Source organism: Sorangiineae bacterium MSr12523, from assembly GCA_037157775.1.
Taxonomy (GTDB): Bacteria; Myxococcota_A; Polyangia; order Polyangiales; family Polyangiaceae; genus Pendulispora; species Pendulispora brunnea.
The window spans coordinates 8,747,509-8,762,429 of record CP089982.1; the positions used below are offsets into that span (position 1 = coordinate 8,747,509).

Here is a 14,921-nt window from a genome sequence, read left to right on the forward strand (position 1 = left end):
GACGCTGTCGGCCGACGCCGACGGTTCGTACAATCTCACCATCGAATGACACCCCCATGAGCTCCGCGCGCCTGTCCCGTCGCGGCTCGCAGCAAGTGCTTCCATCGCGCCGTGCTCCCTGAGATGCTCGTGCGCTGACATGGATACGAACGCGAACACGGTCACGCTGCGTAAGTGGATGTCCCACCGGTATGGCGTCGAGCTTGCCGACTATCGCGCCCTGCGCGAATGGTCGGTGCGGGAGCTCGTGGCATTTTGGGGCGGTCTCTGGGAATACTTCGCGGTCGAATCGCCTACGCCCTACGAGGCCGTGTTGAAGGAAGCGCGCATGCCTGGCGCTCGGTGGTTCGAGGGGGCGCAGGTCAATTACGTGCGGCAGGTCCTTCGGCACGCCGAGGGGGCCGAACGAGGGCCATCGGCGGCGATTGTCTTTCGCAACGAGCGCATGCACCGCGAGGGCCGCACGTGCGAGTTGTCTTGGTCCGAGCTGGCGCAACGGAGCGCGGCTTTTGGCGCGGCGCTGCGTGCGATGGGCGTGCGCCGCGGCGATCGCGTGGCAGCGTATCTGCCGAACATCCCGGAGACCGTGATCGCGTTTCTCGGCTGTGCGTCCATCGGCGCAGTCTGGAGCCTGTGTGCCACCGACATGGGTGTGGCCACGGTGCGCGACCGCTTCGCCCAAATCGAGCCCAAGGTGCTCATCGCCTGCGACGGCGCGGTGTACGGCGGCAAGGTCCACGATCGCCGCGAGCTCGTGGCGAATCTCCTTTCCGCGCTCCCGAGCGTCGAATCGCTCGTCGTGGTGCCCAACCTCGAACGTGCCGGCGGGCCGAGCGCGCCATGGCCCGAACTCGAAACGTGGAAGGGCCGCGTCTCGCACTGGGATGACTGCGTGACATCCGAGGCGGGAACACCGCCCGAGTGGCTGCCGTTCGATCACCCGCTCTGGATCGTCTACAGCAGCGGAACGACGGGCTTGCCGAAACCCATCGTGCACGGCCACGGCGGGGTGATGCTGGAGATGCTGAAGTTCCAGGCCTTCCACTTGAACCTGGGACCGAGCGCAACGACCGGCGACCGGTTCCATTGGTACTCGAGCACCGGCTGGGTGATGTGGAATGTGCAGATTTCCGCATTGCTTCTCGGGACGACGATATGCCTTTACGACGGGCATCCGACATTCCCGCGTGCCGATACGCTTTGGTCGTATGCATCGCAGGTCGGCGCCACCTTCCTTGGCGCGGGTGCCGCCTATTTCGCCATGTGCATGAAGGAAGGATTCTCGCCGCGGGCCATCGATCTTTCGAAACTGAAGGCCCTGGGGTCGACGGGCTCGCCCCTCGCCGTCGAGGTCTACGAGTGGGGCTACCGCGAGGTTCGTGAAGACATCTGGTGGTCGGTCGTCGCGGGCGGGACGGACCTCGCCAGCGCATTCCTTGCCGGCACCCCCGAGCTTCCAACCGTGCCAGGGGAAATGCAGGGGTGCGCGCTCGGAGCGGACGTCGAGGCATGGAGCGAAGATGGCAAGCCGCTCATCGACGAGGTCGGCGAGCTGGTGTGCAAGCAGCCCATGCCGTCGATGCCGTTGAAGTTCTGGGGCGACTCGGAACACCGTCGCTACATCGAGAGCTATTTCGATGTATTCCCTGGGCGCTGGCGGCACGGCGATTGGTTGCGCATTACACCGAGTGGGGGCGGCATCATTTACGGGCGCAGCGACGCGACATTGAATCGCCACGGCCACCGATTGGGCACCAGCGAATTGTATCGCGTCGTCGAGGCGGTGCCGGAGGTGCTCGATAGCTTGGTCGTCGATCTGGAGTACCTCGGCCGACCCAGCTACATGCCTCTCTTCGTGGCACTCCGGCCAGGGATCGAGCTCGACGCGGCTCTCCAGGAGACCTTGCGACAACGCATTCGCGAGGGGGTCTCACCGCGTTTCGTTCCCGACGAAATACTCCAGGTACCCGAGATCCCGCGCACGCTCACCGGAAAAAAACAAGAGCTGCCCGTCAAGAAGCTGCTGCTCGGCCGCGCGCTCACGGACGTCGTCAATCGCGACGCTTGCGCGAACCCCGGGGCGTTCGATTGGTTCGTCGAATTCGCGCAGCGTCGCCGCTAAGTAAAAAGCGCGCAAACCGGTCGGGCGACACTTTTGGCATTCGCGTTGCTCGAGTCCGGCCGACCGGGGGGCGGGAGGGGCGCGTATGCCGACGAACCATGCATAGAGGTGCGACAGCCGTGCGGACAGCCTACGCGCCGGCGCGAGATCTCCCACTGCCGCGCGATGTATCGCGCAACGCGGTGCATAGCTCGGGCTTCTTCGTCGGCGCCGATGGAACGGTCCTCTTCGAACGGCATTGGCAGCCGCATGCGGAACCCATCGCGGACATCATTCTCGTGCACGGGCTGTACGACCATTGCAGCCGTTATTCGAGAATGGCATGCCGCCTCGTGGACCAGCGTTTCGCGGTGCACAGCTACGATCTTCGCGGGCACGCCCATTCGGAGGGTGTTCGCGGGGACTTCCGGCTCGCCGAACATTGCTCCGACCTGGAAACGTTCGTGCAGCGCGTTCGGCGGCGCCGGCGCAAGAAGGCGCATGTCTTCCTGCTCGGAAATGCCATCGGTGGACTGATTGCGCTCGCGTACGCCATGAGCGTGCCGACCCTATCCATCGATGCCGCCGCGATCATGGCGCCTGCCCCGCGCATCGAGCGCGCGTTGCCGCTGCGCGCGCGAATCACGTCCCTGCTTCGCTCCGATGCGTGTGTCGTCGAGCCCGACTTCGAGGCGTGCTCCAAAGATCCACTCATTCGTCCAGGCATCACGCGCGCTGCGGCCGCGGAGATCGCCATATCGTGGCAATTCGTTCTGGAGGGTGCGCCGACGCTGCGCGTCCCGCTCTTTCTGCTGCAGGGCGCCGTCGATCGCGTCACCGATCCGCGGGAGGCCGTCGCGTTTTATGCTCGCATTCGCTCCGAAAATAAAAGGATGCGTCTGTATCCAGGATTGTCCCACGACCTCCTGCGGCAGCCCGTGCGGGAACGGATCGTCTACGAGCTGACCGCGTGGTTCGAGGATCGCTGCAATATCATTGCAAATGCGCCCGAAACGTCATGGTGAGCCGTTGCGCGATGTGAGCATACCGTTGCGCAGATCACCCACCGCGTCATTGACCAATTTTTCGACAGGGCAGCTCAGCACTCGTTGGGCATGAGCCTCGCTAAGACGAAATAAAGATTCTCCATCCGATCCACAGGTTCGATATGAGCGTTCGTTTCCGAATTCTCGAAGCAATCCGCTTTTCGAAAGCTGGGCACCTAGCTCGGCATCGGAGCGGCCGACGCTGGCGCGCCATCGTGATGGATTGTCCGCCGGAACGACCGGATACTCCCTCGAGTAACGACCCCGCCTCGGCAGGTTTCTTCAGGCCTCGTACAGTGTGCCAGTATCGCTATTTTCTCGTAGGAGGAGGTCATGGGTCCATGAATACTCTCATGGCGGAGCGACGTATGTGCGTGGACTGTTGCAGGCAGTCTCCGCAGACGAATACGAGTTATACACTCATCAGTGCCAAATATGGCTGGCGTCTCACGAGGTCCCGAACGGAGTCAGGTGACCTCCAGGCCCAATGGCGATGCCCCGAATGTTGGCGCCGATACAAGACTTCGATTGCGGGCGCCTGATACGGCGACGCACGCTTTCTCTCTTCTTGATAGCTTCCAAAGGCACGTAGCCAAAACCACGTAGAAGGGGGCGGAGCCCGTGGGGCTCGCCCCGCCTCACGTTGGCAATTGCATCGCGCGGGTGCCTTTCGTCTTCCACCAGAGCAGGCATGCGACGCCCAGCGAAAGAGCGGCACCCCACGCCGCGAGCGATACCTTCTGCAGGCGCGTGGGCCGCGGCATGGGCGGCACCAAGTCCGAGTTGCTCCAGCTGGACGGTTCCTTCCGCAGGACGGGAAGCAGGAGAGGCCGGAAGGAGTCGCACTCGCCTCCAGAGACGCGTGCAGCCCTGCGCACCTGCAAATCGATGACGGTCTTCCGTTCGGCCCGAGCCGCGGCGAAGAGGTCGGCGACGAAACGACCGACGTCGCGCTGCTTCACGCCGCCTCCCATGGCGGCGATCTCTCGCTCGAGATCGATTTGGAGCTCGGCCGCGGTGGCGTAGCGATCCTCGCGGGATCGTGCCATCGCCTTGAGGCATATGCGCTCGAGGCCCTTCGATACCCACGGATTGACGTCGCGCAGCCTCGGGATATCCCCATTGAGGACGCGGTTCATGACGCCCACCTCGCTGAGCCCCTTCCAAAGAGGCCGGCCGGCCGCCGCTTCCCAGAGCATGATGCCCACCGCGAAGAGATCGGAACGCCGATCGAGCTCGGCCTCCATCATCTGCTCGGGCGACATGTAATCGATTTTGCCTTTGAGCACGCCGGTCTGCGTCTCGAGTCGACGGCCTTTGGTGAGCGTCGCGATGCCGAAGTCGAGCAGTTTGACCTGCCCGTCGAACGTCACGAAGACGTTCTGCGGTGACACATCGCGGTGCACGAGTCCCAAGGCCGTTCCGTCGTAATCCGACAGCTCGTGCGCATGGTGGAGTCCACCAAGGACATCGTTCAACATGCGCAGATGCATCTCGAGCGGAATACCGCCCGCACACCCTTGAGCGCGGCGGCGAATCTGCGCGAGCGTCTGGCCCTCGAGGTATTCCATCACGATGGCGTGCTGTCCGGCTTCGACGCCGACTTCGAACGTCTGTACGACGTTGGGATGGTTGAGCCGGGCCGCGAGGCGCGCCTCATGGAGGAACATTTCCACCATCGCGGGATCGTCCACCAAATCGGAGCGAAGCGATTTGAGGACGACGAGCTTGCTGAACCCAACCGGGCCACGAGCGATTGCCAAATGGACGTTGGCCATTCCGCCCTGACCGAGCTGCGCGAGCACGCGAAATCGCGGTGGGGCGGCGAACCATGCTCCTTCGCCGGCAACCCCATCTCTCGCCTCCTCCACCCCATGAAGGCTGCCCATGTTCACGAAGGTCTGGCGGCCTTCGTAGGCCTCATCGGCCATCGAGTTTTCATTCCCCGCCCGGTTCATCGAGTGTCGTAGTAGCCAGCCTTGTGCCATACACGGGCTGCCAAGGTGCCGATTGGCGATGAGATGCCAAGGCTGACGCGTCACCCCAATGGCAGCCTCGACCCCCTACGAAAATGCGCTTGCGCAAACCTGGGCAAGAAAGAGCATTCGATTGCTCAATAGCAACGAAGACTTGCCGCCAGTGGGAGAACGGGAATTTCCCTGTTCACCCTCATCGTTTTCGCCCGAGTCGTCCGATGAATGAAGCCCAAGCCCGTGCTGGAAATCGGCCTGGTAACAACGGAGGTCACGTCACCGACAAACCGGGGATATCGTGGATATATCGATTGTATCGATTCACCTCTGTCGCGCGCAACTTGCGAATTGCGGGCCACAGGTCCGATGCCTGGGCCGCGCCCGTGCGCTCGGGTGGCTGCACCTTGCCCGCAACGTTTTTTTGCGGATGACAATGTTTGATCGCGTGGCTCTATTTGAGCAACGGGAGCGTGAGCTCGCTCGTCATAGCGATGGGGGAGAAGTTTGAAACTCGAGGTGCGTCCAACACGCGGAGCTTCAATTGGCGACCTCGACGTGTCGGGTTTAAGGGAACAAAGCCGCCCTGAGCATTAACCGCCAGTTGTGCGTCGCACATCCTGAGATAAGATGCGGTACATGGCTGTTCGGGGGAACGTCGCTGCGCACGGGTCGGCAGGAGAATCGGACGCGATGGTCGACGAACGCTCGCATGAACCGGCCGATGAAACCGAGACCGTACCGCTCTTCCGCGAGGATTTGATAGGGCTCGACGGAATTCAGGATCTCTCCGAGCCCTTCCTGATCCGGCGAAGCGGGAACGAGCTGTCCCTTTTCGAGCTCCGCGGGCGCCGCGAATGGCTCATCGGTCGTGCTCGAGACGCTCAGATCATTGCGAACGATGCGGAGGTCTCGCGTCATCACGCAAAGCTGATGTTTGCGAACGGAGCCCTGACTGTCGAAGATCTCGGCAGCCGCAACGGGACCCTCGTCAACGGTCACGCGCTGCGCTCCGCCACCGTCCGCATCGGCCCGGGCGACATCGTCGTGATCGGCGAATGCCAACTCATTGTCGCCACGCAGGCCGGACGCGTCTGGGGTTCGCGATCGTCGACGGTGAATCCGTCGAACGCGAATGCGACGGAGCACCAGGTCGACATCGTCCTCGCCGATCCCGAGATGGCCCGCGTCTACGCAAGCGTGCGCAAGGTCGCACGGATGATGACGACGGTGCTGATCCTGGGCGAAACGGGGAGCGGCAAGGACGTGCTCGCGCAGCAGCTCCACCAGTGGAGCCCTCGCGCGGACAAGCCGCTCGTCCGCGTCAACTGTGCCGGCATTCCCGAGACGCTGCTCGAGAGCGAGCTTTTCGGATACGAGCGCGGAGCCTTCACCGGCGCGGACCGAAGGAAGGCGGGCTACTTCGAGGCAGCTCAGGGCGGAACCATCTTCCTGGACGAGATTGGCGAGTTGTCCGCCACCGCGCAGGTGAAGCTGCTCAATGTTCTGGAGAACCGTGCGCTCACCCGTTTGGGTGGCACCTCGCCCATCCCCGTCGACGTTCGCGTGGTCTGTGCCACGCACCGCGATCTGCAAGCCTTCGTGGGCAGCGAGCGATTCCGCGCCGATCTCTATTATCGAATTAGCCCCTTCATGGTGCGCGTGCCGCCCCTGCGCGACCGCCTCGCCGAGATTTGTCTCCTCGCGGAAATATTCGTCAACAAGCTGGCCAGCCAGGTCGGCGGGCCGCCTCCCACGATCGCACCGGACGCGATCACGATGCTCATGGCTTATCCATGGCCCGGCAACGTGCGCGAACTGCGCAACGCCGTCGAACATGCATTCGTGATGGCAGATGGTGCGACGTTGCGCTGTGAGCACTTCCCCTCCGAGATCCAGAGCGGTGCGGCGCTGCCGCCTTCCCGGCCGCCCATGTCGCGAATTCGGCAACGGGTGAACGAGGTGGAGCGCAAGACCATCGAGGAGGCAATCGCCGCCGAGGGTGGCAACCAGACGCGTGCCGCCGCGCGTCTCGGTATTTCTCGACGGACGCTGGTCTACAAACTCGCCCAGTACCGGCGCGAGGACTGATTCGAATTTTTTTGCCCTTCGAGTTCAAGGACAAGACTGCGCCAATTGGTTGGTTGCCTCGATGCATCGAACCTGAAGGGCTGCGCGCGCCGCTTCTCCGGTGCTCGCGGCGACCATCATCGAGGTGCGCGCGGCGCCGAGGCGCGCGTACAGCGGGCGGCCGGAAATGCCCATTCTTCGAAGACAGTCCTGATAGACGCTGATGTAGCCGTCGCACGCGTCGATGCCGATGCTATCGGGATCCGGTCGCGAAGAGCAGCCTGTTGGAAAGCCAAGGGTCACGAGTAGGAAAAACGCGCCCAGCGCGCCGGCGTGCACCGACGTCCATCTCTCTCTTGAGTTCACTCGATTGCTCCTCTACCGAGCGGTGATTCGCCGGTCTAATTCAATGTATGGTCGACTGCTCTGGAGAAACGCCGAGTCTGGACTACGCAGAATTCAGGCACCTATAAACGATTTGCGAAGCAGCGTGCAACGAGCAAAAGTCGACGCGGATGGGCGAATCAGTGTGCGCACAAGGATCTCGCATCGAATGCGCATCGAATGCGCATCGAATGCGCTCGTGTCCCGTTCTTGAAGCAGCTCTACCGGATTGGCGACTATGCGTGATGCTGCACTGCGTCCCCGGCGCAATGCCTATTTACCTGCGCTCAACCGAGACCGCACGCCGTGAGCCAATCGCTGCCGAAGGCTCGCTGACCGGTCGCCCCCAGCAGCGATTGTCGCGCGGCAAGCCACTCTTCGACGCGAGCGCCATGGCCGTATTCGATCCATTCACGATTTTCGCGCATCATCTGTCCCCAGTGCATCGTGAACCGGATCCCCCGGGCGCGAAGCTCGTCCCACACGCGGTGAAATGCTTCCAGCGTGCGCGGCGAACCGGCGGAGGGGAGCTCGATGGTGCACGCCGTCGGCGAAAAATTCGTAAATGCCAAGGTGGCGTCGGAGCCCTTTACGTAGCGAATGGCTGGAAAACCGGACCAATGAAATCGGTTTGCCACGTCGATCACGGCGTCGATCGCGTTGGGTGCATCGGCCAGGGCTACGCCGATCTCTGAGCTCATGACGTAGCCACGAAGGTCGGCAGCCCCGAATTGAAACCCCGGGGTGCCGGCGACACCTTGCACGGGAGCGAGTTGCGCCGAGAGGATCGGCTCCAGCAGGACGGGGACGAGATGCGGCGTCCATCCCGTCACGGTGCCAAGCATGGTCATGACATCATCCCCCTGCACCCACGTCGACCCGCCGGCCGACGCTTGCGTCGGTCGATAAGGGCGCTTGTACATGTACCGAACGTAGGCACCGCGCTGCCCGCGCGATACGCGGTAGGGATTGACCACCACTTCGAAGTGGAACGGGAGTTCGCGCCCGCCGCTCAAGTCCAGTGCCTCGACATCGAGTGTGCCGAGGGCCGCCTGAACGCGCGCGTAGTCCATACGAACGAGGCTCTTTTCGAGCAAGAACAGCGGCTCCGCTTCGAACAACACCGCGTGCATCAAGCCAAAGCTCCCAAAGCTCACCACCGCCGCGTTGAAGAGCGCATCGTCGCGAAGGAGCTCTGCGCCGATGGCTTGGCAGAAGCTTGGCGAGACGACCGGCTTCGAGGCGCGTTCGATCCAACAGTGACGCCCGCCGTCGATCACCATATGAAGACCGAGGATGTAGTCTTGCATCGATCCAATCGAATGGGCGGATCCATGCGTTCCGGTGGACACCGCACCGGCGATGGTCTGCCCATTGCTGGCGCCCGAGGTCGGAAGGGTGTAGCCGCGGACCTCGAGGTATTGATACAGCTCCAAAACGCTCGCACCGCATTGCGCGAAACAGAGCGCGTCGGGATTGCCCGAAAAAGCGGTGTCCAAGCTGGCATCCCGGAACCCGAGTTCGATGTAATTCAATGGCTTGGTATTCACCATGATGCCGTGGGTCGCGGCCGCCGGCGAGAGCGACCACGCCCCACCCAATCCGCGAATGCGCTGGTTCTGCGCCTCGGCCTGGGCGACGAGCGCGCGCAGGCCCGCCAAGCCGGGGCGCCAAATGGGCCCGTTCGACACGCCCGGCCCCACCCACGTGTTCCACACGTCGCAAAGGGAGCGGGGCGTGATGCTCACGGTGCCGTGCTTGTTTTCCCAGATCGTGTTCTCGCGAAGGGTGATGAGCGGGCTTGCCATGGAATAGAGTCTTTCAAAACGATCCGTCGTCGCGGTGGTTCGGCACCGTAGCCGCCGGAACGATGTTCGGGCACTGGCCGGCGGCCGGCGGGGGCAGCGCCGTGCCCGGCGGAGGCTTGCCGCACACGTATTCCATACGAATGGGCACCGCAATGCCCAGTGAAGCAATGCTCAGCATGACGTAACCAAAGTTCGTCGAGGCCGTGACCTCTTTGATTCCATTGTTCAAACAGATGCACGACGTGTCCGTCGACTCATTCTGGATGGTGCCCCAAAGGAGCGACCACTTGGTGCTCGCGATCGGCTCATTGGCATTGGCCACCGCCGGCGCGGCCACGCGGTAGTGATAGCACCCCGCGGTTGCCGCGATGAAGAGCAGCGCCACCGCCCGTCTTGACCTATCCCGACGCGGCATGAGGATTCTCCTGCCCGTGGACACTGCAGATGCAGTGCCATGGAATTCGCACGACCGCGACCGCACGAGCCCGTGCAAACATCGCCCCGAGCCGCGTTGCACGTTGCAACGTGCAACGCGCCCTGCGACAGGCGCGCCGTCATCTTCTGTCAGGTGCCGTCATTTGTAGGACGTGACCGCACGGTGGAATCTGAGCGTCCATGGACGCTACGCCTCGTTGGCCGTCGCGGACGGTCCTTGGGTTCGCTTATGCATTTTCCGGAGTCGTGGCCGGCGCCGTTTCCCTTGGCTTCGGCCAATCGAAGAACTTCGCCGTCTTCTCGCAAGCCGCGCGCGATCTCGTCGCGGGGCGCGATTTGTACGAGCTCCATACGGTCGACTATTTCAAATATAGCCCTAGCTTCGCGCTTCTCTTTCTTCCTTTTGCGATTTCGCACACGTGGTTGGCGGCTCCCCTCTGGAGCTTTGCCAATTTTCTTTTGGCGTTCCTCGGCGTGGATCGCTTGGTCGAGGACGAGACGCAAAAACGCGTGGCGCTGTTGATTGCCATGCCGGGCGTCCTGCTCGCGACGGACGGAGATCAGAGCAATTTGCTCGTCACCGGCGCGTTCTTCATGGCGCTGCACGCGCTCGAACACCGCCGCGTGGCGTACGGTGCGGCATGGGTGGCGCTCGGTGCCTTCGTGAAGCTTTTTCCTCTGCTGGGGGTCGCATTTGCCTTATTTCGTCCTCTATCGGCGCGGGGACGCGCCTTCGGGGCCATTGCGCTGGCGAGCGCCCTTGGCCTTCTGCTGCCGCTGCTCGTGCTCACGCCGGGCGAGCTTCTCGCGCAGTATGCCTCGTGGGGACGTCTGCTCGCGCGCGATCACGACAACCGCGGTTGGTCGGTGATGCACATGTTGCAGATGGGCCACGCCGGGTCGGCATGGTCCAATTCGCCCATTCAGCTGGCCGCGCTCTTCGTGCAAGGCGTGAGCATCGTGGTCGGTTTGCGCCTGGGAACCACGGCCGCGTGGCGTCGAACGCTGGCATGCTCGCTTCTCGTCTTCACGGTGCTCTTCAACCACCGGACGGAGTATGCATCGTTCGTCATCTCGGCGCTCGCGGTCGGCGTCTGGTATGCCACGTCGACGACGTCGTGGGTCCCGCAGGGTGTTCGCGGCTTTCTCGTGGCCATGGCAACCGTTGCGCCAGGCCCTTTCTTCGTGCGCCCGGACCCTCGGGTGACGGGATTCTTCTCCTTCATCGCAGCACACCGCGAGTTTCACCCGTTGCGCGTGGTGCCCCTGTTTCTCCTGTGGATTCTCATGAACGTCGATCTTCTGCTTCCCATGTTCCAATCGGCCAGGCGTCGCACGTCCGCGCGCCATTACTCCGCCATCGCGAGCTGACCCATGCGCGAACGACTGCGTGTACTGGTTCTCGGCCTCGTCGACACGGCGGCCAAGCATCCCATCGCCGTGCTCCTTGGCGCGTGGCTCGCCATTGCGGGGCTCTTCACGTATGCGACCAAACTCGAATTGCACTCCGATCTGCTGGAGTTGCTGCCGCGCGACAGCCCCGGATTTCGCGCCTTCGAGCACCAACTCGGACGCGTGGGCGGTGGCTCGACCTTGATCGTGCTGGCCGAATCGCCCGATCGCAGCAAAAACGAAGCCTTCATCGACGATCTGGCGAAAGCGCTCGAGCAGCTTCGGACCTCGGACGAGCCTGCGGGAAAGCTCATTGCCTATGTCGAAGCTGGCACCAAAGACGTTCGCGCATTCTACGAGGCCAACAAATGGCTCTATGCAGACCTCGGCGAGCTCCAAAAGATCGAGGGCGATCTGGATCACCAAATTGCCCTGAGAAGCGGCGCGGTGGTCGATTTGGAAGCGCGCGACACAGGCTCGGGCCCCGCGAAAGAAAACGAGGCTCTGGGCCTCGCCGATGGACTCGAGCGCTGGGAAGCGCGCGCCGCCGAGCGTGATGCCTTTCCCACGGGGTACTTCGAAACGAAGGACGGCGGCATCGCAGGACTGCGAATCATCTCGAGCACCAACCTCGGGGAGGCCCGCGGCGATGCTCTCCTCGGCGCCGTCGAGCGCGTGGTGGCTGCGCAGAAGCCGCACGCGTACCACCCGGGCATGCGGATCGGCTTCACCGGCGACATTGCCAGCGCCTCCGACGAGAAAAAGGCCATCATGAGCGAGGCCGCGTGGGCGACGGGGCTGGCGTTCATCATCATTGCCTCGGCCATCGTTGCTTATTATGGATCTGCCTGGGCACTGCCGATCATCGCGCTGCCCGCGCTCTTCGGCATTGCCGTGGCCTACGCCTTCGCCGAGGCAACGTTTGGCTACATCAATACATCGGGCGCGTTTCTCGGGGCCATCATTCTGGGAAATGGAATCAATTATCCCATCGTCCTTCTCTCTCGTTATTACGACTTTCGCGCCCGCGGCATGGCGCCGGAGGTGGCGCGGCGCGAGGCGGTCTGGAATGCGTTTCGCGCGGAGCTCGTCGGGGCGTGTGTGGCCGCCATCGCCTATGGGTCGCTTTCCGTGACCAATTTCCGTGGGTTCCGCCAGTTCGGGGTGATGGGATTCGTCGGGATGCTCGCGGCGTGGGCATCCATCGTCGTGCTGGTTCCCGCGGCGACGGCCTTGGTGGAGCGCATTCAGTCCAAGCTGCCTCCATCGCTGCGCGATCGCGCACCCGCCGTGCGGCCCGATGGCTCGCGAAGCGCCGTCACGCGATGGCTCGCCGTCCAAACGACGCGAGCCCCGTGGCTGTTTCTCGCCGCCGGTGCCATCATGACCTTGGTCGCGGCCTGGCGCATTCCATCGTATGCGCGCGATCCGTGGGAATACGACTTTGGAAAGCTCGGCTCGCGTTCGTCGGAGGTGAGCGGTGCCGGCGATTGGTCCAACAAAGCCAATGAGGTCTTCGGCGGCAAGATGAACATTGCCGGCGCACTCATGCTTGCCGATTCGCCCGAGCAGGTGCCTCTGTTGGCCGAGCGCATCCTCCAGAACGACGCCAACGATCCGCAGGGGCGTCTCATCGCCGAAATCACGACCATCGATGACTATCTCCCCGGAAGCCGCCGCGAGCAGGACGAGAAGCTTCGCACCTTGGAGAGTATTCGCGAACACCTCACGCCCCGTGTGCTGGCCGAGCTCGAACCAAAGGAACGCGAGACCGCCCTGCGGGCGCGCCCGCCCGAATCGCTCCGCGTGCTCGAGAAGGAGGATTTGCCGCCGCTGCTCCGCCGCCGCTTCACCGAGAACGACGGGCGGCTCGGCACGGTGTTCTACGTCAAACCGAGAAACGACGTGGTCTTCGCCGACGGGCACAATCACCTGCGCCTGTCGAAAACGACGGACAACGTGCGACTCTCCGATGGAACCGTGGTGATGACCGCCAGCCGGTCCACGATTTTCGCCGAGATCCTCCGAAGCATGCGCGAAGACGGTCCGCGCGTTTCGCTGCTCGCCTTCGCGCTGGTGGTGCTGGTGCTCGTCGTCGCCGGGCGGCGCACGAAATGGATCGTCAGTGTTCTCGTGGCCCTCGTCCTCGGCGTCGTATGGCTGGTCGGATTCGCCGCCTACCGCGATATCCGGGTCAATTACGTCAACTTCATTGCCTTGCCCATCACGCTGGGCATCGGCTGCGAATACCCATTCAACATCGCCGACCGCACGCGACTCTTGGACGGCGACGTCGTGGGCGCCATGCTTCGCTCGTCCGGGGCCGTTCTGCTCTGCAGCTTCACCACCGTCGTGGGCTATGGCTCATTGATGTTTTCCGACGTCCAGGCGTTGAACTCTTTCGGTGTGCTCGCGGTCGCCGGCGAAATGGCGTGCGTCTTCTCGGCGGTCGTGTTCTTGCCGTCGCTTCTCTCGATCCTCGGAAAACGCCGGCCCGCCCTCTCGGTCTGCTCCGACGGATAGAGGTTCCGGTGTTCGCGATGGCTTCCGCGAATAAGCTCTAGTTCTGGGAGGGGGTATTCTCCGCGAAGTATTCGTGGCTGTCCGCATTGTCGAGGGCCTTGCCGGGATTGTCGTCTGCCAGCTTCTTGCAGTCCCCTTGGCCATAGGCGTGGTCTTCGGTGCTCGCAACCACATCGAAGTGGCTGGTTTCGTGGATCATGACGCCTGCCTTGGAGTCCGTGCCTTTGGCCGGTGCGCTCCAGAACGCATCGCAGAGATAGATCTTGTAGGGCTTGTTCTTGTAAACGTACGCATACACGTTGTCTTCGTTGCATCCGCAGTCCAAGGTGTAATCCTTGTTCGCGAGCGCATCTTTGATCTTTTTGAAGTGCGATTGCGCTGTATCCCACCGGCTCGCCTTGTAGCTACCGAACCAGGTCGTGTAGCGCGGTTTCGATCCCGCGCTCCCATTGAGATAGGACGCCGCTTTCGATGCGTGGGAGGCCGCGTCCTTCATCGCGGTCCGGAGCTTGTCCTTCTCACCACTTTTGCAGCCGCCGCTGAACTTGATATCCGCAGCAAGGGCCGTCGCTTCGTCGGACTCGCCCTCGTCCAGCGCCCAGGGGCGGCCTTCGACCCAGGTGCTCACTTCATTGGAAACGAGCTCCGCGCCCTCCGCGAAGTGCACCGCATACTGGCCCGATACCGACAGATCGTAGGCCTCGGCGAGATCCACCGTGTTGGTGAGGCTCTCGCCGGGTTCCAACACCACGTAATCTTGCGGGCGCGGGGCGCCGCGCTTGTAGTGACGCCCGATGTATTCGACCGCGGCACCGTCGCGGGTGACGACGAAAAGCGGCTCCCGAATTCCGTCGACCAGCGTATTCCATTTGAGAAGCCGCAGGCTGCGTTGGGTACCGTTCGTCCAGGTGACCGTGACCGAGAACCCTTCGCTCGGCCCGAGCGAGGCCTTTGCCGCCGAAAGCTTCACGGCCATTCCATTCGCGGTCGCGTCGAGGCCGTCAACTGCGACTCCTCGGCCTTCATCGGGGACTCGATCCTCCGATCCTACGGCGCACGCAGCCAAAATCGGTACAATCACGGCGCACGCCAGCCACGACTTCAACGAACGTCGAACGGTCTTCTTCATGGATTCTCTCCTTCCCCCGCAGGTCGGCGATAAGAAAGCCCAGATCATCGGATCGAACCGAGT

10 protein-coding genes are annotated in these 14,921 nt (G+C 63.0%); 5 read left to right on the plus strand and 5 right to left on the minus strand.

What is annotated here, in order from left to right:
- Positions 1-139: 139 nt before the first annotated feature.
- Together LZC95_34325 and LZC95_34330 are read left to right on the plus strand one after the other, a co-directional pair.
- On the plus strand, positions 140-2,122 hold the full coding sequence (locus LZC95_34325) for an acetoacetate--CoA ligase (GenBank protein WXA91522.1): 1,983 nt from the start codon (positions 140-142) through the stop codon (positions 2,120-2,122).
- Positions 2,123-2,241: 119 nt separating this feature from the next.
- Positions 2,242-3,126 carry a lysophospholipase gene (locus LZC95_34330; GenBank protein ID WXA91523.1) on the plus strand — a complete coding sequence of 295 codons (885 nt, stop codon included), beginning with the start codon at positions 2,242-2,244 and terminating at the stop codon, positions 3,124-3,126.
- Between the two features lie 659 nt (positions 3,127-3,785).
- Here LZC95_34330 and LZC95_34335 read toward each other — a convergent pair.
- Positions 3,786-5,078: a serine/threonine protein kinase gene (locus LZC95_34335; GenBank protein WXA91524.1), complete on the minus strand. Its 1,293-nt coding sequence runs from the start codon at positions 5,076-5,078 to the stop codon at positions 3,786-3,788.
- A gap of 678 nt (positions 5,079-5,756) precedes the next feature.
- Between LZC95_34335 and LZC95_34340 the strand changes: the two genes are divergently transcribed.
- Entirely contained in the window at positions 5,757-7,208 is a 1,452-nt protein-coding gene (locus tag LZC95_34340; GenBank protein WXA91525.1) for a sigma 54-interacting transcriptional regulator, read from the plus strand.
- Positions 7,209-7,232: 24 nt separating this feature from the next.
- Here the strand turns inward: LZC95_34340 and LZC95_34345 are convergent, their stop codons facing one another.
- From LZC95_34345 to LZC95_34355, 3 genes are all read right to left on the minus strand, one after another.
- A complete protein-coding gene (locus LZC95_34345) occupies positions 7,233-7,553 on the minus strand; it encodes a hypothetical protein (GenBank protein WXA91526.1) in 321 nt (106 codons plus the stop codon).
- 305 nt (positions 7,554-7,858) lie between these two features.
- Entirely contained in the window at positions 7,859-9,379 is a 1,521-nt protein-coding gene (locus tag LZC95_34350; GenBank protein WXA91527.1) for an FAD-binding protein, read from the minus strand.
- Between the two features lie 13 nt (positions 9,380-9,392).
- Positions 9,393-9,794: a hypothetical protein gene (locus tag LZC95_34355; protein ID WXA91528.1), complete on the minus strand. Its 402-nt coding sequence runs from the start codon at positions 9,792-9,794 to the stop codon at positions 9,393-9,395.
- A 200-nt stretch (positions 9,795-9,994) separates the two neighbouring features.
- Here LZC95_34355 and LZC95_34360 point away from each other — a divergent pair, with 200 nt between their 5' ends.
- Together LZC95_34360 and LZC95_34365 are read left to right on the plus strand one after the other, a co-directional pair.
- Positions 9,995-11,185 carry a DUF2029 domain-containing protein gene (locus LZC95_34360; protein WXA91529.1) on the plus strand — a complete coding sequence of 397 codons (1,191 nt, stop codon included), beginning with the start codon at positions 9,995-9,997 and terminating at the stop codon, positions 11,183-11,185.
- 3 nt (positions 11,186-11,188) lie between these two features.
- Positions 11,189-13,729, plus strand: a complete 2,541-nt coding sequence (locus LZC95_34365) for an MMPL family transporter (GenBank protein WXA91530.1) — start codon at positions 11,189-11,191, stop codon at positions 13,727-13,729.
- 37 nt (positions 13,730-13,766) lie between these two features.
- Here LZC95_34365 and LZC95_34370 read toward each other — a convergent pair whose 3' ends face one another.
- Positions 13,767-14,858, minus strand: a complete 1,092-nt coding sequence (locus LZC95_34370) for a M35 family metallo-endopeptidase (protein ID WXA91531.1) — start codon at positions 14,856-14,858, stop codon at positions 13,767-13,769.
- Positions 14,859-14,921 lie beyond the last annotated feature (63 nt).